Raw genomic sequence first — 24,802 nt, 5'->3', positions numbered from 1 at the left:
AAGCAGCGGCGGCGACCGCCGACCCGGAGCGGGGCCCGTCAGCGGCGGACCACCGCGACCGAGTCCGGGTCGAGGGTCAGCCGGTCCCCGGAGCGGCGGTGCCCCCCGAACGCGGCCACCACCTCGCCGGCCGCCGGCACCGCGGCCGCCGCCGTCCCCAGGTTCACCGCCACCCGGTACGGCCCCCGGTGCACCACCAGCCAGCCGGCGTCCTCGTCGAACTCGACCCGGACGGCCGCCAGATCGGGATCGGTCAGCTCAGGGTGCTCCCGCCGCAGCCGGATCAGGGTCCGGCTCCAGTCAAGCAGCGCCCGGTGCGGCCCGCGCCGGGGCTCGGTCCAGTCGAGCACCGAGCGCAGCACGGTGGCCGGCTCCTGCGGGTCCGGCACCGAGTCCGCCGCCCAGCCGTGCTCGGCGAACTCCCGCCGCCGGCCCGCGCGGACGGCTTCGGCGAGGTTCGGGTCGGTGTGGTCGGTGAAGTACTGCCAGGGCGTGGACGCGCCCCACTCCTCGCCCATGAACAGCATCGGGGTGAACGGCGAGGTGAGCACCAGCGCGGCCCCGCAGGCGAGTCGGCCGGGGGAGAGGCTGGTGGAGATCCGGTCGCCGAGCGCCCGGTTGCCCACCTGGTCGTGGGTCTGGAGGTAGCCGAGCAGTCGGTGGCCGTGGGCGGGCGGGAACGGGCGGCCGTGGTGGCGGCCGCGGAACGAGGACCAGCCGCCGTCGTGGAAGAACCCCCGGGTGAGGGTCCGGGCCACGGCGGCGAGCGGCGCGGCGGCGAAGTCCCCGTAGTAGCCCTGGGACTCGCGGGTCAGGGCGCAGTGCAGGGCGTGGTGGAAGTCGTCGCTCCACTGGGCGGCGAGCCCCTGCCCGCCGGCCTCGCGGGGCGTGGTGGTGCGCGGGTCGTTGAGGTCGGACTCGGCGACCAGGAACAGCGGGCGGTTGGTCGCCACCGCCAACCGGTCGACCTCGGTGGCGAGTTCCTCCAGGAAGTGCACCGCCCGGTCGTCGGCCAGGGCGTGCACGGCGTCCAGTCGCAGGCCGTCGATCCGGTAGTCGCGCAGCCAGCCGAGCGCGCTGCCGATCAGATAGGCGCGCACCTCGTCGGAGCCGGGCGCGTCCAGGTTGACCGCCGAGCCCCACGGGGTGTGGTGCCGGTCGGTGAAGTAGGGGCCGAAGGCGGGGAGGTAGTTGCCGGCCGGGCCGAGGTGGTTGTGCACCACGTCGAGAATCACGCCCAGGCCCTTGCGGTGGGCGGCGTCGACGAAGCGCTTGAGGCCCTCGGGGCCGCCGTAGGGCTCGTGCACGGCCCACAGCGACACACCGTCGTACCCCCAGCCGTGCTTGCCGGGGAACGGGCAGACGGGCATCAGCTCGACGAAGTCGACGCCCAGCTCGACCAGGTGGTCCAGCCGTTCGGCGGCCGCCTCGAAGGTGCCGGCGGCCGTGAAGGTGCCGATGTGCAGCTCGTACAGCACCGCTCCGGGCAGCGGGCGGCCGCGCCAGCCGGTGTGCGACCAGTTGAACGCGGCATGGTCGACGGCGCGGCTGGGTCCGTCCGGGCCGTGCGGCTGCCGGGGCGAGCGCGGGTCCGGCATCGGACGCCCGCCGTCCAGGACGAACGCGTAGTCCCCGGCGGGCGCCTCGCCCTGCCACCACCCGGCGCGGACGGCGTCCCGGGCCAGCGGGTGGTGCGCGCCGTCGACCGCCACCTCGACCCGTTCGGCGGCGTTCGGGGCCCAGACCTGGTACCTCATTTCGTGCCCCTCCCGGCCCGGTCCCTCATGACGTGTCCTTCTCGGCGCGGCGCCTCATGACGTGCCCCTCCTGGTCAGCAGGACCACCGGCCGGTCGCCGGCCAGCAGTTCGCCCACCGGGACGGGGCCCGGTTGGAAGTGACGGTCCGTCAGTTCGTCCGTCCAGCCCCGGCCGTCGGGCAGGTGCAGCACGGTTTCGTGCCAGCCGCCGGTCCGGGCGAGCCGGTACGGCAGCCGGGTGACGGCGGTCAGGACGTTCGGGCCGCGCCCGAAGGCGAGCAGGTGGGCGGCGGCCGGGCCGACGGCGGCGAGCGGTCGGTAGGGGCCCAACTCCCGGGTCCGGCGCAGGTGCAGGGCGGTGGTGGTGAGGTGCAGCTTCTCCCGGGCCGGGTCGCCGGTGCGGGCGGTCGGCGAGTCGGTGAGCCGCACGGCGAGCGCGCCGAAGTCGACCGGGCGCCGGTTGTCCGGGTCGACCAGGGTGTGGAGCGGCTCCTCGCTGCCCTGGTAGAGGTCCGGCACCCCGGGCACGGTGAGGTGCAGCAGGGCCGCGGCGAGCGTGTTGGAACGGGCGTACGGGGCGAGCCCGGCCACGTACCCCTCGATCCGGGGCAGCAGCCCGGGGTTGCCGAAGACGCCGTGGACCCGGTCGGTGAGGGCGCGTTCGAAGCGGACGTCCTGGGTGGTCCAGGAGGTGTGGAGCTTCGCCTCGCGGGCCGCCTTGAGCACGGCGGCGACCAGCCGTTCCGGGGGGAGCGGCCAGCCGGCGACCAGGGTCTGCCAGAGCAGCCAGTCGCTGTCCGGGTCGTGGCCCGGGCCGGCAGTGGGGGCCGAGCCCCAGCCGCCGCCCGCGCCGCGTCCGGCCGCCGTCGACCAGGCCGCCGCCTCGGCGGCCCACTCCCGGGGCTGCTCGGCCAGCACGGCCAGCCGGGCCCGGGCGTCGGCGCTGCGCTTGGTGTCGTGGGTGGAGAGCACCGTCATGGTGTGCGGCCAGTGCCGTTCGACGTAGTGGCACCAGGCGTGGAAGTCCTCCGGCCGCACCCCCGGCCGGGCGGGCTCGCCGCCGACCTCGTTGAGGCTCAGCAGCGCGTTCCAGCGGTAGAAGGCGGTGTCCTCGACGCCCTTGGCGGCCACCGCGGCTGCGGTCTGCCCGAACCGGACGGCGAACTCGTCCTGCTCCGGCCCGCGCCCGAGCGCGCCCGCCGCCAGCTCGGCGACGAACCGGTCGGTGGCGTCGGTGGGCCCCTCGTCGGCCGCGCGGGCGGCGCGCAGCTGCTCGGCGGAGACCTCCGGCAGCGGCTCCCCGGGGCGGACGTACGGGCGGTACGCGGGGTAGCCGGTCAGCAGCCGGCCCAGGGCGGCGCGCAGCCGCTCCGGCGGGTGGTCGGCGTGCGCCGGGTGGGCGGCGCCGAGCCGGACGGCCAGCCGGACCAGCCGCTCCACCTCGGCCGACAGCTCGCCGCCGGGCCCGGTCATGTCGGCCCGCCCCCGCCGGGCGGCGGCCAGCGCCGGGTGCGGGTCGGCGCACGGTTCGCCGGGCTCCGGGACGCCGTGGTCCGGGCCGGCGGGGCCCTCGGGGGAGGCGGCCAGGAACGCCTCGTACGCCCCGGCGAGCCGGCAGGCGCCCGCGTGGTCGGTGAGCACGCCGTCGATCCGGCGCAGCGCGTCGTACCCGGTGGTGCCGGCGCACTGCCAGTCGGCGGGCAGCCGCTCGTCGCCGGTGAGGATCTTCTCCACCACCGTGTAGGCCCCGCCGGTGGCCGCCGCCAGCCGCTCCAGGTAGCCGCGCGGGTCGGCGAGCCCGTCCGGGTGGTCGATCCGGAAGCCGTCCAGCACGCCCTCGCGGTGCAGCCGCAGCAGCACGCCGTGGGTGGCCTCGAACACCTCGGGACGCTCGACCCGGACGGCGATCAGCTCGTTGACGGTGAAGAACCGCCGGTAGTTCAGCTCGGTGCGGGCCAGTCGCCACCAGGCCGGGCGGTACCACTGCCGGGCGAGCAGCTCGGGCAGCGGCAGCGTCTCGGTGCCGGGGCGCAGCGGCAGCACGTGGTCGTGGTAGCGGAGGGTGTCGCCGTCGACGGCCAGCTCGTCGAGGACGGCGCCGAGCCGGTCGCCGAGCAGGGGCAGCAGCACCCGGCCGCGTCCGGGGGCGTCCACCGGGCCCGGCTGGGCGGTCCAGTCGATGTCGAACCAGTCCGCGTACGGCGAGTCGGGGCCGTGCCGGAGCACCTCCCAGAGCGGACGGTTGAGGTGCTCGGGGACGGGGACCGCCATGTGGTTGGGCACCACGTCGGCGATCAGCCGCAGGTGGTGCCGGTGCGCCTCGGCGGCCAGCTCCCGGAGTGCCTCCTCGCCGCCGAGCTGCTCGGATATCCGGCCGTGGTCGACGGTGTCGTAGCCGTGGGTGGAGCCGGGCGCGGCGGCCAGCAGCGGGGAGAGGTGCAGGTGGGAGACGCCGAGGGCGGCCAGGTAGGGGACGGCGGCGGTGGCGTCGTGCAGGGTGAAGCCGGGCTGGAGCTGGAGGCGGTAGCTGGCCGACGGCACGGCGGCGGGGGCGGCGGCCGGGCGGGACTGCGCGGGCTCGGCGGCGTGGGTCATGCCTCCATGCCTACCCGGCGGGGCGCGGGGGCAAGACCCGTTGCTGGACCGAACAGGTGAGCGGGGCCCGTTGTGGGCGGGTGTGTCCGGTGGCGGGCGCTCAGTGGCCGCGGCGGCGCCACCCCCGGGGCACCGTGAAGTAGCCGGGACGCTGCGGCCCGCCCGCCCCGGAGCGGCCGAGGCACAGGATCCGGCCGTGCTCGGCCCGGGCGGCCCGCACCGCCTCGGCGGCGGCCGGGTCCTTCGTGTACTGGGCGAACGAGCTGTTGAACATGGTCGGGTTCGGCTCCGCGACCGGCGTCCGGCCCGGCTCGTCCCAGGTCAGGCGCGCCCCCAGGGTCCCCGGCGCGGACAGCGCGGGCCACTCGCGCGGCGACCCGTCCGGGTGGCGGCCGCCGTCGCGGTAGTACGCCAGCGCGGCGGCCACCGAGCCGGTCGGGTGCGGCAGCCGGGGGTCGGTGTACGTCCCGGCGCCCCAGTCGGCGACGGTGGCCGCGTCGATCCGGCGCAGCAGCTCCGGCGGCTCCAGCGCGGTGGCGAAGTAGGCGGTCGCGGCGAGCTGGCAGACCAGCTCCAGCCGGCGGCCGGGGTCGAGCCCGAGCCCGGGGGTGATCCGGCGGTCGTCCAGCTGGGCGACGACGAAGGTGATCCCGTCGACCGCGCCGAGCCGTTCGACCAGTCCCTCGACCAGGGCGTGTTCGGCGGCCCGGGCGGCCTCCGCCTCGGGGGTGCGGGTGCGCGCGAGCACCCACCGGTACGAGGGCGGGCGCCGGACGGTCGCGTCCGCGACCCGGCCCGGGACGGAGAGCAGCGTCCCGAGCAGGAACTCCGCCGTGGTCGTCCGATCGCCCGCCATCGCCCCCGCCGCCCCTCGGTCCGGTCCCCGGGCAGGCTCGGGCCTCCCCGGGGACCACGGTGGCCGGTGCGGCGGCGGATGCGCAAGGGCCGTCGGCACACCGGTGCAGCCGGAACCGGCGCCAGGCCCACCGGTACCCGCGGCCCACCGGTACCCGCGGCCCACCGGTACCCGCGGCCCACCGGCGCACCGCGGGCACCACTGCTCAGGCGGGACGCTGCAGCACCATCAGCGAGCGGTCGGTGAGCCAGAGCGCGTCCCCGGCCTTGACCACCGCGCCCGTCCCCGGCGCGGGCAGCCGGGACTGCGCGGTGTCCACCACGACCTGCCACTCCTGCCCGTGCCCGGCCGGCACGGTGAACTCCAGCGGCTCGAAGTGCGCGTTGAACATCAGCAGGAAGGAGTCGTCGACGATCCGCCCGCCGCGCCGGTCCGGCTCCGAGATGGCGTAGCCGTTGAGGAAGACGGTGAGCGACTTGGCGTAGCTGGCACCCCAGTTGCGCTTGGTCATCTCTTCCCCGGCGGGCGTGAACCAGGCGATGTCGGTGAGGTCCTCGTACGCCCCGGCCCCGCCGCCCTCCCCGGTGGGCCGCCCCGGGACCGGGCGGCCGTGGAAGAAGCGGCGGCGCCGGAACACCGGGTGGTCGCGGCGCAGCCAGACCATGCCCTGGGTGAACTCCAGCAGCCGGGCGTCCGGTCCGTCCCCGGTCGGCCAGTGCACCCAGGAGAGCGGGTTGTCCTGGCAGTAGGTGTTGTTGTTGCCGTGCTGGGTGCGGCCGAGCTCGTCGCCGTGGGAGAGCATCGGCACACCCTGGGAGAGCATCAGGGTGGCGAGGAAGTTGCGCTGCTGGCGGGCCCGCAGCTCCTCGGTGCCCGGGTCCTCGCTGGGGCCCTCGACCCCGCAGTTCCAGGAGCGGTTGAAGGACTCGCCGTCCCGGTTGTTCTCGCCGTTGGCCTCGTTGTGCTTGTCGTTGTAGGAGACCAGGTCGCGCAGGGTGAAGCCGTCGTGGCAGGTGACGAAGTTGATCGAGGCGATCGGGCGGCGGCCGTCGTCCTGGTAGAGGTCGGAGGAGCCGGTGAGCCGGGAGCCGAACTCGGCGAGGGTGGCGTTCTCGCCGCGCCACAGGTCGCGGACGGTGTCCCGGTACATGCCGTTCCACTCCGTCCACAGCGGCGGGAAGTTGCCGACCTGGTAGCCGCCCTCGCCGAGGTCCCAGGGCTCGGCGATCAGCTTGGCCTGGGAGACCACCGGGTCCTGCTGGACCAGGTCGAAGAACGAGGAGAGCCGGTCCACCTCGTGGAACTGCCGGGCCAGGGTGGCGGCGAGGTCGAAGCGGAAGCCGTCGACGTGCATCTCGGTGACCCAGTAGCGCAGCGAGTCCATGATCAGCTGGAGTACGTGCGGGCTGCGCATCAGCAGGCTGTTGCCGGTGCCGGTGGTGTCCTCGTAGAAGCGCTGGTCCCGGGCGAGGCGGTAGTAGGAGACGTTGTCCAGGCCGCGCATGGAGAGCGTCGGGCCCAGGTGGTTGCCCTCGGCGGTGTGGTTGTAGACCACGTCGAGGATGACCTCGATGCCGGCCGCGTGCAGCGCCTTCACCATCGACTTGAACTCCTGCACCTGCTGGCCCCGGTCGCCGGTGGAGGAGTAGGAGGAGTGCGGGGCGAAGAAGCCGATGGTGTTGTAGCCCCAGTAGTTGGCCAGGCCGAGGTCCCGCAGCCGGTGGTCGCGGACGAACTGGTGCACCGGCATCAGTTCGATCGCGGTGACGCCGAGCTTGGCGAGGTGCTCGATCACGGCCGGGTGGGCGACGCCCGCGTAGGTGCCGCGGATCTCCTCGGGGATCCCGGGGTGCAGTTTGGTCAGGCCCTTCACATGGGCCTCGTAGAGCACCGTGCGGTGGTAGTCGGTGCGGGGCGGCCGGTCGGTGCCCCAGTCGAAGTACGGGTTGATCACCACCGAGTGCATGGTGTGGGGGGCCGAGTCGAGGTCGTTGCGGCGCTCGGGGGCGCCGAAGTGGTAGCCGTAGACCGACTCGTCCCAGTCGATGTTCCCGCTCATCGCCTTGGCGTACGGGTCCAGCAGCAGCTTGGCGCTGTTGTGCCGCTGGCCGAGCCCCGGGTTGTAGGGGCCGTGGACGCGGAATCCGTAGCGCTGGCCCGGTTGGACGCCCGGGAGGTAGGCGTGCCGGACGAAGGCGTCCGTCTCGCGCAGTTCGACGGAGGACTCCGAACCGTCCTCGTCGAGCAGGCAGAGCTCGATCCGGTCGGCGCTCTCCGAGAACACGGCGAAGTTGGTGCCGGCCCCGTCGTAGGTGGCACCGAGGGGGTAGGAGGTCCCTGGCCAGACCTGCATGGTTCCTCAACTTCCTTGCGTAGAAGGAGAACTGATGTGGAGTCCGATGGTCGGGCCCGGACCTCGGAGGCACTGTCTTCCCGGCCTTGCGGCCGGGCATGCGCCGCTCGGGCACCGTGACCCACGGCACACGGCGGCACAGTCCGCATACTCCCCGACGCTTCCCCCGACGGCGGGGCCATTTGTGCCGTATTCGCCCGAACGGGTGTCCGCGCGCGTCGTCCCGGGCCGTCCCGGGCCGCCGTGGCGCGGTCGTGGTGCGGTCGCGGCATCGTCGTGACACCGTCCCGGGGCTTTCGTGGTGAGCGGGGCGGGTGAGACGGTTGGGGTGTCCCGGCGGCCCGGCCGCCGCCGTGCCCCAACCGGCTGCGGGCGGTTCGCGGCGGGCAGTACCCTTGATCGTCCGGCTGTTCGGGACTCATGGCGATCCATCAGGCGAACCGTCGGCGAACCGGCGGTGCGTCGACGGTGCGCCGCCCGGTCGTCCGGTCGTCCGGCACACCGGGCGGCCGACCGGTCGGACGGCGGACAGACGGACAGACGGACAGGCAAGACAGCTCCGAGCGGCCCCGGCCGGCTCACGACAGGAACCAGGTGAGGTGCGCATGGTGTTCCCCGCCGGCGGTCGTGGCGGTGGGCCCGGCGGCCCCGACCGTGGCGGCGCCCGCAGCGAGGCGCCGACGGTGGTCATGCGCCCCGCCCTGACCGGCGGGCGCTCGCTCGTCCCCGCCCAGGGCGGGCCGGTCGAGGTCCCCGCGCTCGCCTGGTCCGGCGCCGAGTGGGAGGACGCCTACCAGCGGGTCAGGCTCTCCGGCCGCGCCTACGTCTGGCTCAACCTGGTCGAGCAGCGGCTCCGCTCGCTCGTCGACGAGGTGCTGCACCCGATCTACGCGCCCGCCCACGGCGAGGACTGGGTCACCGCCGCGGCCGGCCCGGCCGGCGAGGAGTGGGCGCACCGGGCCGGCGCCGTCCGCGAGGTCAGCCGCCGCAAGGGCTACCTGCTCGACCCGGCCGACGACGACCCGCTGGTCTTCCTCACCCTGCCGCAGCTGCGCGAACTGATGGTCCAGCACTGGCCCTGCTTCGAGCCGTACCTGGCCGACCGCCGGGAGATCGAGCTGGCCCTCGACGAGCTGGAGGTCACCCGGCACGTTGTCTCCCGCAACCGCGTCCTCACCCCGACCGTCCTCGCCCAGGCCGAACGGGCCTCCGCCCGGCTGCTCGCCCTGCTCGACGGCGGCACCGGGGCGGTGCCCGCGGACGTGGTCGAGTCCCTGGTCGCCGGCCGGTACGCGGACGTCGTCGCCGTCCACCCCGACCGGGTCCGGCTCCAGCGCGACCTGCCGGTCGAGGACCTCCTCGACGGCGCCCGGCGGCTCGACGCGCTCGGCATCGGCCTGGGCATGCTCTGCCAGAACTACACCGGCAAGCGGCTGGTCCGGCTCGCCACCGAGGGCTGCCGGGTCCGGCTGCTCTTCCTCAACCCGGCCAGCAGCGCCGTCCGCCGCCGCGAGCGCGAACTCGGCCTCGGCCGCGGCGAGCTGGGCCGCTCCATCCAGATGAACATCCTGCACGTCCGCCGGGTCCGCGCCGCCCTGCGCGACCAGGGCGGCTTCGAGATCCGGGTGTTCGACGAGACTCCGAGGTTCACCGCCTACCTGGTCGAGGGCACGCCGGCGGGAGCGACCGCCCCCGGCGGCCGGCGGCAGACCCGCGACCTCGGCGTCGTCCAGCCGTACCTGCGCCGCGCCCGGGGCATGGAGTCGCCCGCCCTGGTCCTGCGCGGCGGCGCCGGCCAGGAGCCCGGCGGCACCGACGCCGGACTGCTGGAGGTCTACCGCGAGGAGTTCGAGGGCATCTGGGCGGACTCCCGCCCGGTCTCCTGAGCCGGTCCTCCTCCTTCCGGAGGCGAGCGGAGGCGGGGCGACGCGGGCGTTGCTAGCGTCGGGCCCATGATCAGCGGCCCGGCTCCGGGTCCGCCCGCCCCCGTGCTCCGCCGCCCCGGAAGGCCCGCCGTTGACCAGTCAGTACACGACCGGGCCGGGCGCCACCGCCGCCTCGCGCCGCAGCTTCGTCCGCACCGCGCTCGGCGCCGGAGCCGCCGGAGCCCTCGCCCTCGGCACCGCCGGCCCCGCTCCGGCGGCACCCGCCCCGGTCGCACCCGCCACCACCGGGCGGATCCCGTTCCACGGCGTCCACCAGGCCGGCATCCTCAACCCGCCCCCCGGCTACGGCACCTTCCTCGCCCTCGACGTCCACGTCAACGACCGCGCCGCACTGGCCGCCCTGCTGCGCACCCTCACCGACCGGATCCGCTTCCTCACCGACGGCGGCACCCCGCCCGACCTCGGCCCCGGCGCCGCGCCCTCCGACAGCGGCACCCTCGGCCCCGCCGCCCTGCCCACCGACGACCTCACCGTCACCGTCGGCGTCGGCGCCTCCCTCTTCGACGCCCGCTACGGCCTCGCCGACGCCCGCCCCGCCGGGCTCACCGCGATGCGGACCTTCCCCAACGACGGCCTTCGCCCCGCCGAGTGCCACGGCGACCTGTCCCTCCAGGTCTGCGCCACCAGCCGGGACACCGTCCAGCACGCGATCCGCGACCTGCTGCGCGCCACCAGCAAGTCGCTCAGCCCGCGCTGGCAGCTCGACGGCTACCAGAACCGCGCCCGCCCGGCCGGCGCCGCCCGCAACCTGCTCGGCTTCAAGGACGGCATCCAGAACCCCGACACCGGCTCCGCCCCGCAGATGGACGCCCTGGTCTGGGTCGGCGCCGACGCCGGCGGACCGGCCTGGGCCGTCGGCGGCACCTACCAGGTGATCCGCGCCATCCGCACCCTGGTCGTCCCGTGGGACGAACTGCCCCTGCGCGAGCAGGAGCGGATCATCGGCCGCCGCAAGTCCGACGGCGCCCCGCTCGGCCGCACCAAGGAGGGCGACACCCCCGACTACACCCAGGACCCGAACGGCGCCGTGATCGCCCTCGACTCCCACATCCGCCTTGCCAACCCCCGCACCGACGCCACCCGCGCCGACCGCATCCTGCGCCGCGCCTTCAACTACGACCGCGGCCTCGACGCGGGCGGCGTCCCCGAACTCGGCCTCGCCTTCTGCTGCTACCAGCGCGACATCGCCCGCCAGTTCGAGACGGTCCAGACCCGCCTGATCGACGAACCCCTCGCCCGCTTCCTCCGCCCCACCGGCGGCGGCTACTTCTACGTCCTCCCCGGCGCCCAGGACCCCACCGACTGGCTCGGCCGCACCCTCCTCGCCCCGGCCTAGCCGGGGTTCTGCGAACCGGAGGTAGGCATCAGGCAGGGGGTGGTGACGCTCAGCGCCATGCGCTTGTCGCTGGTGCTGTCGACCGTGGCGTAGTACCGGCTAGCGGGGTGGCGGGCACCGAGTGCGGCGAACGGCTTCTCGGCCGTCGCCTCCCGGAATTCGGTGATCGTCAGCCCTTCTCCCGCCAGTAGGTCACGGGTGCTGCGGACGACCTCGTTGTGCCGGGCGATGCCCGCGACGTCGCTGTGGACGAAGTACAGGAGCGTGTAGCGGTCGTCGGGCGCGGACTCCCCGTTCTTGCCGACGCACGGGTTGAACCCGATCTCCTCCGGCTCGTCGTTGATTCGGATGCCGGCCGACTGCGTGACGTGGGCCATGAGCTGCCGCGCCCAGTCCAGGGCCTCCTGCCGGGACTTCACGGGCAGCGGGTCGTTTTTTCCGGGGGTGGTGCTGGACATGCAGGCTCCAAGGGTTGCGGCCATCAGTGCGACGGCCAGCAGGATCCTCGGCCGACCTCTGCGGCCGGCTCGACGGAAGGACGGGTGGGTCATGGGCTTCTCTCTCCGGAGCGGGCTCAATGCCAGAGGGGGATGAACCCTCCGATATTGATCTCCTTGGGTTCCACCTTCGGCGGCTGCTGGACGATGATCTTTCCTTGGTTGTGGAGGCTGTCGGATTTGTCGTCCCAGTAGCCGCCGTGGCCGGAGGTGTCGGTGTAGAGGTTGTTGCCGCCGAACCCGATGGTGTGCGGGCCGGGGCCCAGGGTCAGCCCACCCGCGAAGCGCGTCATGTCGTCCTCGGCCTCCGAGATCCATACGTGGTTCGGGTCGATGTGCAGTTGCTTGGCGTTGTCGACACCCATGCCAGGGCTGCCGAGGGTGACGATGTCGTCGGCGTGCAGTCCGTCGCCGCCGCTGGCCGCGACGCCCACGGCGTAACTGCCGTAGCTGTGGGCGATATAGGTGACATGACTCTTGGGTTCCCCGTGGGAGACCCGGAGTCCGTCCGAGAAGCGCCGCATGTCCTCGGCGCCGTCGATCCCCCGCCGCGGGTTGGCCGCCTTCGGAATGCTCTCCGGGGTGTCGTAGCCGAGGTAGGAGATCACCGAAACGGTCTCACCGGCGTTCGCGTGGCCCTTGGCGATCCGCTGCAACTGCCTGATCCGGTCGATCTGCCCCGGCACGCCGGCGAACTCCGTGTTCGTCCCCGGGACGAACACGGCCGTGTGCGTGGCCTTGTCCGGGTTGCCGGTGGCGACGATCGCGCGGCCGTCGCCGCCGTACGCCTCGGGGTCGATGCCGAGGAGGAACATCCGGTGCTCCTCGTCCCGGGCGTCGGCGGTCTCCGCCAGCTTGTCCTTGATGGTCCTGAGTGCAGCCCTGCGCTGGTCGTAGTCGCCCTGGGAGAGGCCGAAGGCCGCCGGGGTGCCGGCGTCCAGGGCGTCGAGCTTCTGGTCCAGCACGAGGCGGTTGGCCTCGTCCCGCGCGGTGGCGGGCAGGCCGTCCATGCTCCCGATCCTTGCCGCGTTCAGCGTCAGGAACGTCTCCTGCTGATCCGCCGAGAGACCCGTCCACCATTCGGCGTTTCGCTTCGGGTCCTTGCCGTCGGGGATGTAGGCGTCGGCCAGGCCGAGGTCCTTCATGACGTCAGCGGCGTCCGTTCGGGTCTCCGCGAGGGCGCCGCTCGTACGATCGGGGGAGAGGATGTCGGCGCCGAGCCGACCCAGTGCGGTGTTGCCCTGGTCGCTCGCCCGCTGGGCCTCCTTCAGAGCGGCGTCGATCCGTGCCTGGAGCTCGCCCTTGAGGCCCGTGAGGGTCCGGCGCGCCGCCTGCGCGTCAGGGTCGTTGTGCTCCCCGGGTTCCTCGGGCGGCAGCCCGACGACACCGTCGGCCGAGACGACGAGGCCGGAGTCCTGGGCACGGTGTACGGCGTTCGTCAGATTGGTCTGCGCCTGGTACATCCGGTCGGCGACCGTGTTCAGCGTCAGGGCGACGGCCTCGGCCTCCACCTTGATCACGTCCAGTTGCTGCTCGGTGCGAGCCATGAACTGGAACGCGCCGTCGGCGTCGGCGCCCGTCCAGTGGGCGTGGAGCGGACCGTTGACCTGGTTGCGGTGGCGGTTCCCGGTGCTCTCGGCCGCGTGGGCGAGAGCCTTCCAGCCCTTTGCGGCGTCGCGGGGTACCTGCGGGTCGAACTTCAGCAGCAGCTCGTAGACGCCGGTCACTTCGGCCCCTGCGGCTTGCTCCAGGTGCCGGCGACGGCCTGCTCGGTGTTCGCGTGTGCCGCGGCGTTGGCATGGAGCTTCGTCGAGGTGTCCGCGATGCGTTGGCGGACGGTGGCCAGCGGCGTGGCCCAGCCGGCCCCGAGTTGCTGGAGTCCGCCCGCGATCGACCAGCCGGTGAGCCGGCCGGAGGCTGCGGTGGTCGCGGTCAGTGCGGTACGGACCGGACTCTCGAATTCCTGGGCGAGGGTGCCCGCGAGGTTCGCGGAGGCGTCCAGTTCGCCTGTACTGACCCTGACGTCGGCCATGGGTCTCCCCCCGGAGCGAAATGCGCGGACAGGGCCGAGCCGTCCCCCGAAGGCCCAACCGTGAATACTTTCTGTCAGGCCGAGACTACTCATTCGGTATGACGAGTACTACCGCGGGATTGTTCTGTGAGGCTCCGGTGGTCGTGCGGCGAGGACCCAGGGGCCGGATTGTCGGAGGGGCGGGTGATGATAGGGGCTGTTCGAGTGGAGGACGGAAGGACGCATTCCTATGAGCTGGTGGCAGCAGCCACTGGTCGGCTTCGACCTGGAGACCACGGGTACCGACCCGGCCGTGGACCGGATTGTCACGGCCGCCCTCGTGGACACCGTCGGGGACCGCCGGCTGGATGCCACCGGGTGGCTGCTCGACCCGGGGGTGCCGATCCCCGCCGAGGCGGCGGCGATCCACGGGATCGGGGACGACCTGGCGCGGGCCAAGGGGCGGCCCGCCAAGGAGGCGGTGGACGAGATAGCCGGCGCGCTGTGCGCGCGGCTCGCCGAGGGGCACGCGGTGGTGGCGTTCAACGCCCCGTTCGACCTCTCGATGCTCGACGCCGAGCTGCGCCGGCACGGGCTGCCGGCGCTGGCCGAGCGGCTCGGGGGGCCGGTCGTGCCGGTGCTCGACGCGCTGGTGATCGACCGCGCGGTGGACAAGTACCGCAAGGGCTCGCGGACCCTGCAGCGGGTCTGCGAGGTGTACGGCGTCGAGCTGACCGACGCCCACGAGGCGGGCAGTGACGCCCTCGCCGCCGTCCGGGTCGCGGTCGCTCTCGCCGAGCGCTACCCCGAGCAGGTCGGCGCCGTACCGCTGGCCGAGCTCCACGCCCGTCAGATCGACTGGCACCGGGCCTGGGCCGAGGACCTCCAGGCCTGGCTCCGCCGGGCCAAGGACCCGGAGGCGGTCATAGACCCCCGCTGGCCCCTGCGCTGAGCCCGGTCCGCAGCAGCAGGGCCTTGGCGGCGGCGAACTCGGCGGCGTCGAGGGAGCCCTCGCGGTGCAGGTCCGCGAGGAGTGCGAGCTCATTGCCGGGCGACCAGGGGCCGACCGCACCGGCGACGGGGATCACCGCGGCCGACGGGTCCAGCGGGTCGTGGCGGACGGTCACCTCGCCGCCGACGGCCGGCAGGGCGTAGACCGGGTACCGCCCGGTGTGGGCGAGCGTGTACGGCCGGCCGTCCGGACCGGTGTAGCGGACCGTGAGCCGCAGCCGGTGCGGCCCGGTGCCGCGGCCGCGCTGCTCGCGGCCGGCGTACGCGACCTCGGTGACCGTGCCGGTGACGGTGACGCCGCCGGCGTGCAGCCGGGCGGCGAGGGTGTGCTCGCGCAGGTGGTCCCGGTTCTCGCGCCGGATCCGCCGCTCGCCGCGGACTCCCGCGACGACGGTGAGCAGCCCGAACGCTGCGGCCGCCGCGAACAGCCAGGGGTGCGCAGAGCCGTTGCCGAGGGCGGCGCCGAGGAGGGCCAGGGACACCGCTCCCGCCGAGGCCGCCCCGAGCGGCAGGCGCTGGGGCTTGTCGGGTTCGCGGTTCTCGGCCAGGACGAGGGCGCAGAACAGGCCGAGCAGGCACAGGTAGACACCACCGACGAGGGCCGACGCGGTGAGGGCGCCGCCGCAGCTCGCCTCCGGGCGGCAGGCAGCGTGGTCGACCGAGCGGATCCAGCCCGTGCCGAGGGTCCAGCCGCCGAGGGCGGTGAAGAGGCCGATCACCAGCACGAGGAACTTCCGGGCTCCGCCCACTCTGCGCGCGTTCGTCATTGCGCGGACCCTAGCGCCGTCAGTCCGCCCCCGGACGAACGCCCGGGTGAACGACGGCGTCCCGCGGGGGATACGGCGGGTGGACCGGCGCGGCGGAGTCGCCCGTCAGCAGCAGGGCCTTGGCGGCGGCGAACTCGGCGGTGTCGAGGCTGCCCTCGCGGTGCAGGGCGGCGAGGCGTTCGAGGGCGCTGACCACGTCGCCGTCCCGGGAGGCGGCGGGGGTGGCGAGGGTGATGCGGAGGTTCTCCGGGTCGGCGGGGTGGTAGCGGACTTCGGCCCCGCCGCCGGGCCGCGGGGGGAGGTGTACCGGGAAGGTGTCGACGGTGGTGGCCGTGCGGTCGGCGCCGTCGGCGGTGCGGAACCCGACGGTGACGCGCAGTTCGGGGTCGTCGTTGTCGGTCGCCCCGGTGGTGGCGACGTGGGTGATCAGGGCCGGGACGGTGATGCCCTCCCGCTCCAGCCGGTCCTGTCGTGCGGCGGCCAGCCGGTTGGCGCGCCAGCGGCGGGCGCCGCGGCGGTCCAGGGCGGCGGTGAGCAGGGCGAGCGGGAGGACGGGCGCGAGCAGCCAGGGGTGCGGGTCGCCGTTGGCGAGGGACGCGCCCAGCAGGCCGAGGGCGAGGCAGCCGGCCAGGACGCCCCGGTCGGAGGAGGCCGAGGGCTCGCTGGTGGGGGCGTCGCCGTGGGCGGTGCTGGCGGCGGCCACCAGGCACAGCAGCCATAGCGGAATGCCGGCGGCCAGGCAGGCCACTACGGACACGGATCCGCAGGACCGTTCGGCGCCGCAGGCGTCGGCAGCGAACGCGCGGACGAGGCCGGTGGCGGTGAGCCACCCGGCGGCCGCGGTGAACACGGAGGTGACGGCGAGTCCGACGATCCGGCCGCGGCTCAGGCGCGGTCCGAGGGCGGTGGGGCGATCGGTGGCCATGGGGCGGAGTCTAGGGTGACGCCCCAAGGCCGCCGTGACCGCCCCCGGCCACCTGTTGGGGCGTCAGAACGGGTACCAGCGCACCTCGGTGGCGCCCGTCCGCAGTGAGTCCACCCGGCGCCGGAACTCCGCCAGTGCGGCCGGGTTGCCCGGTGCCTGCTGGGCGACCCAGGAGGCGCTGGCCGTCTCCCTGGCCCCGCGCAGCACCGCGAAGCCGGGCCACTCGCGCACGTCCCAGCCGTACGCCGCGGTGAACTCCCGGTAGTCCTCGTCCGGCACGCCGTACCGGTCGTGGCTGAGCGCGAGTACCACCAGGTCGTGCTCGCGCAGGTCCTGGGCGACGAACTCCAGGTCGAGCAGGACGGGCCCGTCCGGGCCGACGTGGACGTTGCGCGGCAGCGCGTCGCCGTGGATCACGCCGGTCGGCAGGTGCGGGACGAGTGCGGCCGCCGCGGCGGTGAAGGAGTCCCGGCGGTCGCGCAGGAAGTCGACGTCGGCCGGGTCGACGTGGCCCTCGGCGGAGGCGAGCCAGCGTTCGACGGGGGCGAGCAGGTCGCGGCGGCCGAGGGCGAACGGCGGCTCGGGCAGCCGGTGCACGGCGTGCAGCAGCGGGGCGAGGTCCACCGGGCGGGCGGGCCGCTCGGCGGGGGCGAGCCGGTGCCAGAAGGTGACCGGGTGGCCTTCGGCGAGCCGCGGTCCGGCGGGCAGCGCGTCGTACGGGCGGACGACCGGGACGCCGTGGCCGGCCAGCCAGTCGGCGACGGCGAGTTCACGGCGGGCCCGGTCGTGCAGTTCGGGCGCGCGGCCGACCTTGGCGACCACGGCCGGGTCGCCGAGGTCGAAGACGGCGTTCTCGCCGAGGGCGAGCAGTCGGGCGTCGGCGGGGTCGGGCAGGCCGGCGGACTCGCAGGCAAGGGCGAGCAGCAGCCGCGCCCGCCCCTCGTCGAAGCGGAGCATGAGGGTCGTCTTCCTTCGTGACAGCCGGGTGGGGGTGGGCGATCATTCTGGCAAACGGCTGCCGGGCCCCGCGCGACGCGGGGCCCGGCGGTTGTCCGGGGTCTGCGGGCCCGGGGGCCCGGTGGGGAAGGGTCAGACCCCGATCCGGCGGTGCCGGGCCTGCGGGACGCGCGGTTCTGCGGTGGTCGAACCGGCAGCGGCAGCGGCAGCGCCGGCGGCGGCCGGGGCGAGCGGGGCACCGGTGCCGAGCGGCGGGACGCTCTCGCCGTGGGAGAAGTCGGGCAGCCAGGCGAGCCAGCGCGGCAGGTACCAGTTGCGCTCGTCGAGCAGGGTCATCACCGAGGGCAGCAGCACCGCGCGGATGATCGTCGCGTCGATCAGCACCGCGACCGCGAGGCCGACGCCCATCTGCTTCATGGCCTGCATGGAGAGGGTGCCGAAGACCGCGAAGACCGCCACCATGATCACGGCCGCGCTGGTGACCACCCCGGCGGTGGAGCGGATGCCGTGGGCGATCGCGGCCCGGGTGGGCAGGCCCCGGTCACGGCCCTCCTTGATCCGGGAGACCACGAAGACGTGGTAGTCCATCGAGAGGCCGAAGAGGATCACGAAGAGGAACAGCGGCACCCAGGACTCGACCGCGCCGACGCCCGCGGTGCCGAGCAGCGAGGCCCCGACGCCGTGCTGGAAGACCAGGGTCAGCACCCCGTACGCGGCGCCGACCGAGAGCAGGTTGAGCACCACGGCGGTGCCGGCGACGGCCAGCGAGCGGAAGGAGGTGAGCATGAGCAGGAAGGCGAAGGCCACCACGAAGCCGAAGACCACCGGCATCGACCCGGTCATCTTGGCGTTGAAGTCGTAGGAGCCGGCGGTGCGGCCGGTGACCGGGGCCTCGGTGCCGGGCACCGCGAGCACGGTGGCGGGCACGAGCTCCTCGCGCAGGGTGCGCAGGGCGGCGTTGCTCACCGAGTCGTTGCCGCTGCCGTTGAGCGGGATGTCGACGGTGGCGACGTTCTGCTCGGGGTGGACGGTGACGTCGACCGGTCCGTGCATCCGGCCGGAGGCCAGGGCGCGGGCCTTGAGGTCGGCGATCGCGGCGGTCATCGCGGGGTAGTCGATGTCGGTGGCCTTGATCACCACGGAGGCGGGCGCGGGGCTGCCGGGGAAGGCCGCCTCGATCTTCTGCGAGACGGCGACCAGCTCGTTGCCCTTGGGCAGCTGCTGCTGGAAGGTCAGGTTGGCGGTGTGCATGGTGAGCAGTGGCGCGGCCAGGCCGATCAGCACGGCGCCGGACAGGGCGGCGGCGGCCAGCGGGCGGCGCAGCACCGGAGTGAGCACGGCGTTCCAGAACCGGCCGCCGGTGGTGGCGGCGTCGGGGCGGCGCAGCCGGTGGAGGAAGGGCACCCGGCCCTTGTCGACCCGGTCGCCCAGCATCGAGAGCAGTGCGGGCAGCACGGTGAGCGAGCCGAGCACGGCGGTGACGACGACCACGATGGTGGCGTACGCCATGGCCTTGAACTCGGCGATGCCGGTGAGGAACATGCCGGCCATGGCGATCACCACGGTGACGCCGGAGACCAGCACGGCCCGGCCGCTGGTGGCGGCGGCGATCCGCAGCGAGGTGTCGAGGTCGCGTCCGGCGGCCCGCTCCTCGCGTTCGCGGCGCAGGTAGAAGAGGCAGTAGTCGACGCCGACGGCGAGGCCGACCAGCAGCATCACCGAGCTGGCGCTGTTGCTGGTGTGCAGGATCCCGCTGCTGAGGGCGACGAGTCCGCCGGCCGCGACGAAGGCGGTGATCGCGAGCAGGACGGGCAGGACGGCGGCGACCAGGGCGCCGAAGGCGACCAGCAGGATGCCGAGGGCGAGCGGCACGGCCGTCCACTCGGCGCGGGCGAAGTCGTCGGCGAACTGCTCGTCCATCCACTTGCCGGAGCTGGCGTCGCCGAGCTCCACCACGGTGAGGTCGGGGTGCTGCTTCTGGACGGCGGCGACGGCGTCGACCACGGCGCCGACGTTGGCGGTGGCCTCCTCGTGGTCGCCCTTCACGGTGAGCTGGACCAGTGCGGAGCGGCCGTCGGCGGAGACCGCCCTGGTGTCGTAGGGGGAGCGGACGTCGCCGGCCCTGCCGGTGCCGTTGACCCCGGCGATCACCTGGTCGACGACGGCGCGGAAGGCGGGGGAGTCGGCGGTCCGGTCGGTGCTCTGGATCAGGACGGTCTCGGTGGAGGGGGACTTGAGTCCGGCCCGGTCGAGGATCTCGGCGGCCCGGGAGACCTGGCCGGGCATGGCCTCGGCCTCGTCGACCTGGGTGCTGCCGTGCAGGCCGCCGAGGAAGGTGGCGAGGACGACGAACAGCAGCCAGCCGAAGACGGCGGTCTTTCTGTGCCGGGCGCTCCAGGCGCCCATGGCGGCGGCCATGCCGGGCTTGGTCTTCACGGTTCCCCCTGGAAGAGCGGCCGGCGCCGGTGGCGGGCGCGGGCCGGGTGTGCGGCGGTGGTCGGCCGCCGGAGTGGGGCGCCGGGTGCGGTCCGGCGTCGTGATCGACACTAGGGAAGCGGCTGGTGACGGGGTATCCGGCTGGCGGGGGAGTGCGCCCTGTGGTCTTCCTCGGGGGCGGGGTGGGGTTTTCCCTACCCGGCAACCCTGATATCTCCTCCTGGGGTCAGGGGAGCAAGCTCCACCCTGAGGGGGAGCCGTCTCCACCCCGAGTACGAGGTCAAGGCGGTCCTCCGCACGCGAAAATGGCTCGGGGGCACTTTGCGGCGTCCCCGAGGGGGTCGGACTGCGGCAACGGGGTCACGGGGAAAACTGCTTGCCGGTCGGCTAGCAAGTGACCGTAGGATGAGTCCCTCTGAGTACTTACCTGCCGACCGGCTAGACCTGCCACACAGGTCGGGCCGATCCGATCCGTCGCCCGACGTCCCGTCCCCCGAGGGCTGCGGTGAACCATGCCCAGGAGGCATCACGAGCATGTTCCACCGACTAGGACATTTTGTCGTCCGTCGCGCCTGGTGGGTGATCGCGGCGTGGGTCGTCGCGATGATCGCCATCGCCGTCTCGGCCCCGAAGATCACGGCCCAGACCGACGAGGCCGCATTCCTCCCCAAGCACTACGAGTCCATCCAGGCCGCGCAGTTGCAGGAGAAGGCGTTCCCGGCGAACTTCACGCCGTCCGCGCTCGCCCTGTTCGAGCGCAACGACGGCGCCCCGCTGACGGCCGCCGACAAGGCCGCCGTGGCGAAGATCGTCCAGGGCCTCACCGACAAGAAGATCGAGCACGTCGAGCAGATCGTCCCGGTCAGCGACCAGACGACCTCCAAGGACGGCAAGTACGCGCTGGCGCCGATCGCCATCGACAAGACGACCCAGAACTCGGAGAAGTTCGGCGAGGTCGCCAAGTCGGTCCGTGAAGAGGGCAAGAAGCTCGCCGAGGGCACCGACCTGAAGTACCAGCTCGGCGGCCAGGCCGCCCAGCAGCTGGACCAGCAGGAGTCCTCCGGCGCGGCCGACGCCGTCATCGGCATCAGCAGTGTCGTCCTGGTCGCGATCATCGTCGGCCTGATCTTCCGCAGCGTGCTGGCCGGCCTCCTGCCGGTGCTGCTCTCGCTGATGATCGCGATGCCGACCGCGAACGGCCTGATCGCCTACGCCACCAAGGCGTTCGACCTGAAGTCCACCCCGGTGCTGTCGGCGATCCTGATCGTCGTCGTCCTCGGCGTCGGCACCGACTACTTCCTGTTCCTCGCCTTCCGCTACCGCGAGCGGCTGCGGGCGGGCGACACCCGGCAGGAGGCCGTGGTCAACGCCGTCGCCCGGGTCGGCGAGGCGATCGCCTCCGCGGCCGGCGCGGTCACCGTCGCCTTCGCGGTGCTGATCCTCTCCAGCCTCGGCATGTTCAAGGCGCTCGGCCCGGCGCTGGCCATCGCGGTCGTCGTCACCGCCTTCGCCTCGCTCACCCTGGCCCCGGCCGTGCTCACGGTCATCCCGGCCCGCGGGGTGTTCTGGCCCGGCAAGAAGTGGATGCACGAGCCGAGCGACGCCCGGTTCGCCGCCCTCGGCCGCGTCGTCGAGAAGAAGCCGGCCCTGGTGGCCGTCGCCTCCGGCGGCGTGCTGCTGGCCCTGACCGCCGGCGCCCTCGGTTACAACGGCACCTTCGACCTCGCGGGCAGCTCCATGCCCAAGACCGCGGAGTCGATGGTCGTCCAGGACAAGCTGGTCAACGGCTTCTCGGCCGGTGCCGCGGACCCGACGCACGTCTACCTGACGGTCGACGGCGGGGCCAAGCTCGACCAGGGCGCGTTCGGCGGCTACGCCGCCAAGCTCGCGGCCGTCCCCGGCGTGGCCGAGGCCCCCGCGACGCCGCAGCTCAGCAAGGACGGCGCGACGGCGGACTTCACCGTCCTGCTCAAGAACGAGCCGTCCAGCAACGACGCGATAGACACGGTCACCGAGCTGCGCAAGGTCGCCCACGCCGAGGCGCCGTCCGGCACCGAGGCCAAGGTCGGCGGCATCACCGCGATCTACAAGGACATCAACCTGGCGATGTCCCACGACTACAAGCTGGTGTTCCCGATCGCGGGTCTGCTGATCCTGCTGATCCTGGCCCTCCAGCTGCGCAGCGTGGTCGCGCCCTGGTACCTGATGGCCTCGGTGGGCCTCGGCTTCACCGCGACCCTCGGCTCCTCGACCCTGCTGTTCCAGAACATCAAGGGCGAGCACGGCATGATGTTCATGCTGCCGATCCTGATCTACCTCTTCGTGGTGGCGATCGGGACCGACTACAACATCCTGATCATCGCCCGACTGCGCGAGGAGGCCCGGGCGGGCCGCAGCCCGCGCGAGGCGGCCCGCGAGGCCGTGCGCCACGGCGGCCCGACCGTCGCGGCGGCCGGCTTCATCCTGGCGGTGTCGTTCGCGACCTTCATGCTCGCGGGCAACATCTTCATGCTGGAGTTCGGCTTCGGCATGGCCTTCGGCATCGCCCTGGCGGCCTTCGTGATGGCGATGTTCTTCACCCCGGCGCTCACCGCGCTGGTCGGCAAGGCGGCCTGGTGGCCCGGCCACGGCGGCGACGCCACCGGTGGCCACGGCGAGGCCGTTCCGGCGGCGGGCGCGCACAGCGCCCACGGTCTGCCGGAGTCGGCCGGACGGCGCTGACCGCCCGTTCCAGCCGGTAGCGACACGGACGGCGCCCGCCTCACGGCGGGCGCCGTTTGCCCGTTCCGCCGATCCGGCAAACGTGATCTGTGCGGCAGAAACTCCCCGGTCAATCGGGGTGCGGACGTGCTAGAGTCGTATCAGTTGCAGTTTTGGTTCCCATGAACGTATGTGTGCGCCTGCTGGTACCAACCAACAGGCGCATTTGTTTTGTCCGGTGTTTCAGCCTCCGGATGGGGATCGCGGCTACTTGGGGTCCACGAGGTGTGGGCTCCGATGCCCCAGTTAGAGGAGACGGTTATGGCTACCGGCACCGTGAAGTGGTTCAACAGCGAAAAGGGCTTCGGCTTCATCGAGCAGGAGACTGGCGGCCCGGACGTGTTCGCCCACTACTCGAACATCACGGCTCAGGGTTTCCGTGAGCTGCTCGAGGGCCAGAAGGTCGAGTTCGACGTCACCCAGGGCCAGAAGGGCCCGCAGGCCGAGAACATCCGCGTCATCGGCTGACGTCAGCCTCCGCTGACGCGCGATTTCGCGTAGCGAGGGCCCGCACCGCACGGTGCGGGCCCTCGCTCATGCCGCCGAACGGCCGGGGCGGCGAACTCCTTTCCGACGGCCGGACCAGCCCCTCACCAGGGGCTGTCACGCTCTGGATGGAGATCCTGTGACCACCCCTGCCCAGTCGCCCCGCGACGGCGGTCGTTCCCGCAAGCCCCGCACCGGCGGCGCCCCGCGCACCGGCGGCGCCCCGCGCACCGGCGCCCCGCGCACCGGCGCTTCCTCCCGGCCCCCGCGCCGGAACGCCCCCCGGGTCGCCGAGCCCGCCGACTTCACCGTGGTCGAGGGCACCCCGGCCCGCCCGCCGGCGGCGAGCTTCGCCGAGCTGGAGCTCCCCAAGGGCATCCTGAGCGCGCTGACCCGCCAGGGCGTCACCGAGCCGTTCCCGATCCAGGCCGCCACGCTCCCCGACTCGATCGCCGGGCGCGACGTGCTCGGCCGCGGCCGCACCGGCTCCGGCAAGACCCTCGCCTTCGGCCTGTCGCTGCTCGCCCGCACCGCCGGCCGGCGCGCCGACGCCCGCCACCCGCTGGCGCTGGTGCTGACGCCCACCCGCGAGCTGGCCCAGCAGGTCACCGAGGCCCTCACCCCGTACGCCACCGCCGTCAACCTGCGGATCGCCACCGTCGTCGGCGGTATGTCGATCACCCGGCAGGCCAACGCGGTGCGCCGCGGCGCCGAGGTCCTGGTCGCCACCCCCGGCCGACTGGACGACCTGATCGGGCGCGGCGACGTCAACCTCTCCGACGTCGCGATCACCGTGCTCGACGAGGCCGACCAGATGGCCGACATGGGCTTCCTGCCGCAGGTCACCAAGCTGTTGGAGCAGGTCGCCGAGGGCGGGCAGCGGATGCTCTTCTCCGCCACCCTGGACCGCAACGTCGACCGGCTGGTCAAGCGCTTCCTCACCGACCCGGTGACCCACTCGGTGGACCCCTCGGCCGGCGCGGTCACCACCATGGACCACCACCTGCTCCAGCTGGACCCGGCGGACAAGGCGTCCACCACCGCCCACATCGCCTCCCGCGAGGGGCGCGTGATCATGTTCGTGCACACCAAGCACGGCGCGGACCGGCTCGCCAAGCAGCTGCTGGCCAACGGCGTGAAGGCCGCCGCCCTGCACGGCGGCAAGTCCCAGCCGCAGCGCAACCGGGTGCTCGACCAGTTCCGCGACGGCCACGTCACCGCGCTGATCGCCACCAACGTCGCCGCCCGCGGCATCCACATCGACGGCCTCGACCTGGTCGTCAACGTCGATCCGCCGATCGACCACAAGGACTACCTGCACCGCGGCGGCCGCACCGCCCGCGCCGGCGAGTCCGGCACCGTCGTCACGCTCGTCCTGCCGGACCAGCGGCGCGAGGTCAGCCGGCTGATGACGGTGGCCGGGATCCGCCCCACCACCACGAAGATCCGCCCGGGCGACGTCGAGCTCACCCGGATCACCGGTGCCCGCACCCCGAGCGGTGTGCCGATCACCGTGGCCGTACCCGCCCCGGCCGCGCCGGCCCAGTCCGGTGCGGAGGGCGGCGCCGCCGGGAAGAACGGCTCCCCGCGCCGACGCTCCGGCAAGCGCTCCGGCCTGCCGACCGACGTCGACATGAACGGCAACCCGCGCCGGCCCCGGCCCAAGCAGCGCACCGGCGCCGCGGGCGGCGGACAGGGCGGCGGCGCGTCGCGCCAGGCGGCCGGCTTTATCGGCCGCTCCTCCGGGCGGGCGAAGCCGGGCAGCGGCTCCAAGACCGGCTCCAACTACGGCACCGGCCGCCAGCGCCGCCAGGGCGACTGACCGACCAGGCTCCCGACGGCCCGGCTCCCCTCCAGTGGGGGAGCCGGGCCGTTCGCATGTGCTTCCGGAGGTGGATCCCGGCCACGACGTGTTGACGGTGGACGGTCGATCCTGGAGGCCGGCCGCCGGCCGAAAGGCCCGACTGTCCGTCAGTATTATTCAATAGTTGATGAGTTGACGTCCGTCGGCGAGCAAAAAGGCTCGGACTCGGGGGTGATCGGCCCCGAGTGGCGCGTGTGCCGCGCGGGCCGGCTCGGAGTGCGTGGCGCGGCGGCCGTGGGCCGGTG

The 24,802-nt window shown here is 73.7% G+C and carries 17 protein-coding genes; 6 read left to right on the top strand and 11 right to left on the bottom strand.

Features of this window, described 5'->3' with window-relative positions; all coding sequences use genetic code 11:
• Positions 1–38: 38 nt before the first annotated feature.
• From treZ to glgX, 4 genes are all read right to left on the bottom strand, one after another.
• Positions 39–1,757 carry a malto-oligosyltrehalose trehalohydrolase gene (gene treZ / locus IF01_RS0101325; RefSeq protein ID WP_030391325.1) on the bottom strand — a complete coding sequence of 573 codons (1,719 nt, stop codon included), beginning with the start codon at positions 1,755–1,757 and terminating at the stop codon, positions 39–41.
• Positions 1,758–1,811: 54 nt separating this feature from the next.
• Positions 1,812–4,352, bottom strand: a complete 2,541-nt coding sequence (locus IF01_RS0101320) for an alpha-amylase family glycosyl hydrolase (protein WP_051754803.1) — start codon at positions 4,350–4,352, stop codon at positions 1,812–1,814.
• A 100-nt stretch (positions 4,353–4,452) separates the two neighbouring features.
• Positions 4,453–5,208: a hypothetical protein gene (locus tag IF01_RS0101315; RefSeq protein ID WP_030391323.1), complete on the bottom strand. Its 756-nt coding sequence runs from the start codon at positions 5,206–5,208 to the stop codon at positions 4,453–4,455.
• Positions 5,209–5,413: 205 nt separating this feature from the next.
• Positions 5,414–7,561 carry a glycogen debranching protein GlgX gene (glgX, locus tag IF01_RS0101310; RefSeq protein WP_030391322.1) on the bottom strand — a complete coding sequence of 716 codons (2,148 nt, stop codon included), beginning with the start codon at positions 7,559–7,561 and terminating at the stop codon, positions 5,414–5,416.
• 605 nt (positions 7,562–8,166) lie between these two features.
• Between glgX and IF01_RS0101305 the strand changes: the two genes are divergently transcribed.
• Together IF01_RS0101305 and IF01_RS0101300 are read left to right on the top strand one after the other, a co-directional pair.
• Complete coding sequence (locus IF01_RS0101305) at positions 8,167–9,447, top strand: DUF5919 domain-containing protein (RefSeq protein ID WP_030391321.1); 1,281 nt, start codon at positions 8,167–8,169, stop codon at positions 9,445–9,447.
• 130 nt (positions 9,448–9,577) lie between these two features.
• Positions 9,578–10,843 (top strand): Dyp-type peroxidase, encoded by a 1,266-nt coding sequence (locus IF01_RS0101300; RefSeq protein ID WP_030391320.1) that lies wholly within the window; start codon positions 9,578–9,580, stop codon positions 10,841–10,843.
• Here IF01_RS0101300 and IF01_RS0101295 read toward each other — a convergent pair.
• From IF01_RS0101295 to IF01_RS0101285, 3 genes are all read right to left on the bottom strand, one after another.
• Complete coding sequence (locus IF01_RS0101295) at positions 10,840–11,301, bottom strand: hypothetical protein (protein WP_157855136.1); 462 nt, start codon at positions 11,299–11,301, stop codon at positions 10,840–10,842. The genes IF01_RS0101300 and IF01_RS0101295 overlap by 4 nt on opposite strands.
• 116 nt (positions 11,302–11,417) lie before the next feature.
• Entirely contained in the window at positions 11,418–13,067 is a 1,650-nt protein-coding gene (locus IF01_RS0101290) for an alpha/beta hydrolase (protein ID WP_051754802.1), read from the bottom strand.
• The gene (locus IF01_RS0101285; protein WP_030391317.1) at positions 13,064–13,372 is read right to left on the bottom strand and encodes a hypothetical protein; all 309 of its coding nucleotides are present in this window, start codon (positions 13,370–13,372) and stop codon (positions 13,064–13,066) included. The genes IF01_RS0101290 and IF01_RS0101285 overlap by 4 nt, the downstream gene beginning before the upstream one ends.
• A gap of 229 nt (positions 13,373–13,601) precedes the next feature.
• On the opposite strand from IF01_RS0101285, the gene IF01_RS0101280 reads away from it, so the two are divergent.
• Positions 13,602–14,303: an exonuclease domain-containing protein gene (locus tag IF01_RS0101280; protein WP_030391316.1), complete on the top strand. Its 702-nt coding sequence runs from the start codon at positions 13,602–13,604 to the stop codon at positions 14,301–14,303.
• On the opposite strand, the gene IF01_RS0101275 is transcribed toward IF01_RS0101280, so the two are convergent.
• The 4 genes from IF01_RS0101275 to IF01_RS0101260 form a co-directional block, all read right to left on the bottom strand.
• Complete coding sequence (locus IF01_RS0101275; RefSeq protein ID WP_157855135.1) at positions 14,275–15,129, bottom strand: DUF3592 domain-containing protein; 855 nt, start codon at positions 15,127–15,129, stop codon at positions 14,275–14,277. The two genes, IF01_RS0101280 and IF01_RS0101275, sit on opposite strands and share 29 nt — an antisense overlap.
• Before the next feature lie 19 nt (positions 15,130–15,148).
• Positions 15,149–16,054, bottom strand: a complete 906-nt coding sequence (locus IF01_RS0101270) for a DUF3592 domain-containing protein (protein ID WP_030391314.1) — start codon at positions 16,052–16,054, stop codon at positions 15,149–15,151.
• A gap of 63 nt (positions 16,055–16,117) precedes the next feature.
• Positions 16,118–17,011 (bottom strand): phosphotransferase enzyme family protein, encoded by an 894-nt coding sequence (locus tag IF01_RS0101265; protein ID WP_030391313.1) that lies wholly within the window; start codon positions 17,009–17,011, stop codon positions 16,118–16,120.
• Between the two features lie 132 nt (positions 17,012–17,143).
• Positions 17,144–19,429 (bottom strand): MMPL family transporter, encoded by a 2,286-nt coding sequence (locus tag IF01_RS0101260; protein WP_063764113.1) that lies wholly within the window; start codon positions 19,427–19,429, stop codon positions 17,144–17,146.
• A 552-nt stretch (positions 19,430–19,981) separates the two neighbouring features.
• Here IF01_RS0101260 and IF01_RS0101255 point away from each other — a divergent pair.
• From IF01_RS0101255 to IF01_RS0101245, 3 genes are all read left to right on the top strand, one after another.
• Positions 19,982–22,168 carry an MMPL family transporter gene (locus IF01_RS0101255; protein ID WP_030391311.1) on the top strand — a complete coding sequence of 729 codons (2,187 nt, stop codon included), beginning with the start codon at positions 19,982–19,984 and terminating at the stop codon, positions 22,166–22,168.
• A gap of 300 nt (positions 22,169–22,468) precedes the next feature.
• Positions 22,469–22,675: a cold-shock protein gene (locus tag IF01_RS0101250; RefSeq protein WP_030391310.1), complete on the top strand. Its 207-nt coding sequence runs from the start codon at positions 22,469–22,471 to the stop codon at positions 22,673–22,675.
• A 157-nt stretch (positions 22,676–22,832) separates the two neighbouring features.
• Positions 22,833–24,515 (top strand): DEAD/DEAH box helicase, encoded by a 1,683-nt coding sequence (locus IF01_RS0101245; protein WP_078879562.1) that lies wholly within the window; start codon positions 22,833–22,835, stop codon positions 24,513–24,515.
• Positions 24,516–24,802: the final 287 nt, after the last annotated feature.

Origin of the sequence: Kitasatospora purpeofusca (genome assembly GCF_000718025.1) — a bacterium.
In the GTDB taxonomy this organism is placed as follows: domain Bacteria; phylum Actinomycetota; class Actinomycetes; order Streptomycetales; family Streptomycetaceae; genus Kitasatospora; species Kitasatospora purpeofusca.
The sequence above is the reverse complement of the archived record's forward strand: the minus strand, read 5'-3'. Positions and strand labels throughout refer to the sequence as shown.

Bases quoted from the DNA above. Each gene is read 5' to 3' on its own strand.
- treZ (WP_030391325.1), bottom strand. From the start codon at position 1,757: ATGAGGTACCAGGTCTGGGCCCCGAACGCCGCCGAACGGGTCGAGGTG.
- IF01_RS0101320 (WP_051754803.1), bottom strand. From the start codon at position 4,352: ATGACCCACGCCGCCGAGCCCGCGCAGTCCCGCCCGGCCGCCGCCCCC.
- IF01_RS0101315 (WP_030391323.1), bottom strand. From the start codon at position 5,208: ATGGCGGGCGATCGGACGACCACGGCGGAGTTCCTGCTCGGGACGCTG.
- glgX (WP_030391322.1), bottom strand. From the start codon at position 7,561: ATGCAGGTCTGGCCAGGGACCTCCTACCCCCTCGGTGCCACCTACGAC.
- IF01_RS0101305 (WP_030391321.1), top strand. From the start codon at position 8,167: ATGGTGTTCCCCGCCGGCGGTCGTGGCGGTGGGCCCGGCGGCCCCGAC.
- IF01_RS0101295 (WP_157855136.1), bottom strand. From the start codon at position 11,301: ATGTCCAGCACCACCCCCGGAAAAAACGACCCGCTGCCCGTGAAGTCC.
- IF01_RS0101285 (WP_030391317.1), bottom strand. From the start codon at position 13,372: ATGGCCGACGTCAGGGTCAGTACAGGCGAACTGGACGCCTCCGCGAAC.
- IF01_RS0101280 (WP_030391316.1), top strand. From the start codon at position 13,602: ATGAGCTGGTGGCAGCAGCCACTGGTCGGCTTCGACCTGGAGACCACG.
- IF01_RS0101275 (WP_157855135.1), bottom strand. From the start codon at position 15,129: ATGACGAACGCGCGCAGAGTGGGCGGAGCCCGGAAGTTCCTCGTGCTG.
- IF01_RS0101270 (WP_030391314.1), bottom strand. From the start codon at position 16,054: ATGGCCACCGATCGCCCCACCGCCCTCGGACCGCGCCTGAGCCGCGGC.
- IF01_RS0101265 (WP_030391313.1), bottom strand. From the start codon at position 17,011: ATGCTCCGCTTCGACGAGGGGCGGGCGCGGCTGCTGCTCGCCCTTGCC.
- IF01_RS0101260 (WP_063764113.1), bottom strand. From the start codon at position 19,429: ATGGCCGCCGCCATGGGCGCCTGGAGCGCCCGGCACAGAAAGACCGCC.
- IF01_RS0101255 (WP_030391311.1), top strand. From the start codon at position 19,982: ATGTTCCACCGACTAGGACATTTTGTCGTCCGTCGCGCCTGGTGGGTG.
- IF01_RS0101250 (WP_030391310.1), top strand. From the start codon at position 22,469: ATGGCTACCGGCACCGTGAAGTGGTTCAACAGCGAAAAGGGCTTCGGC.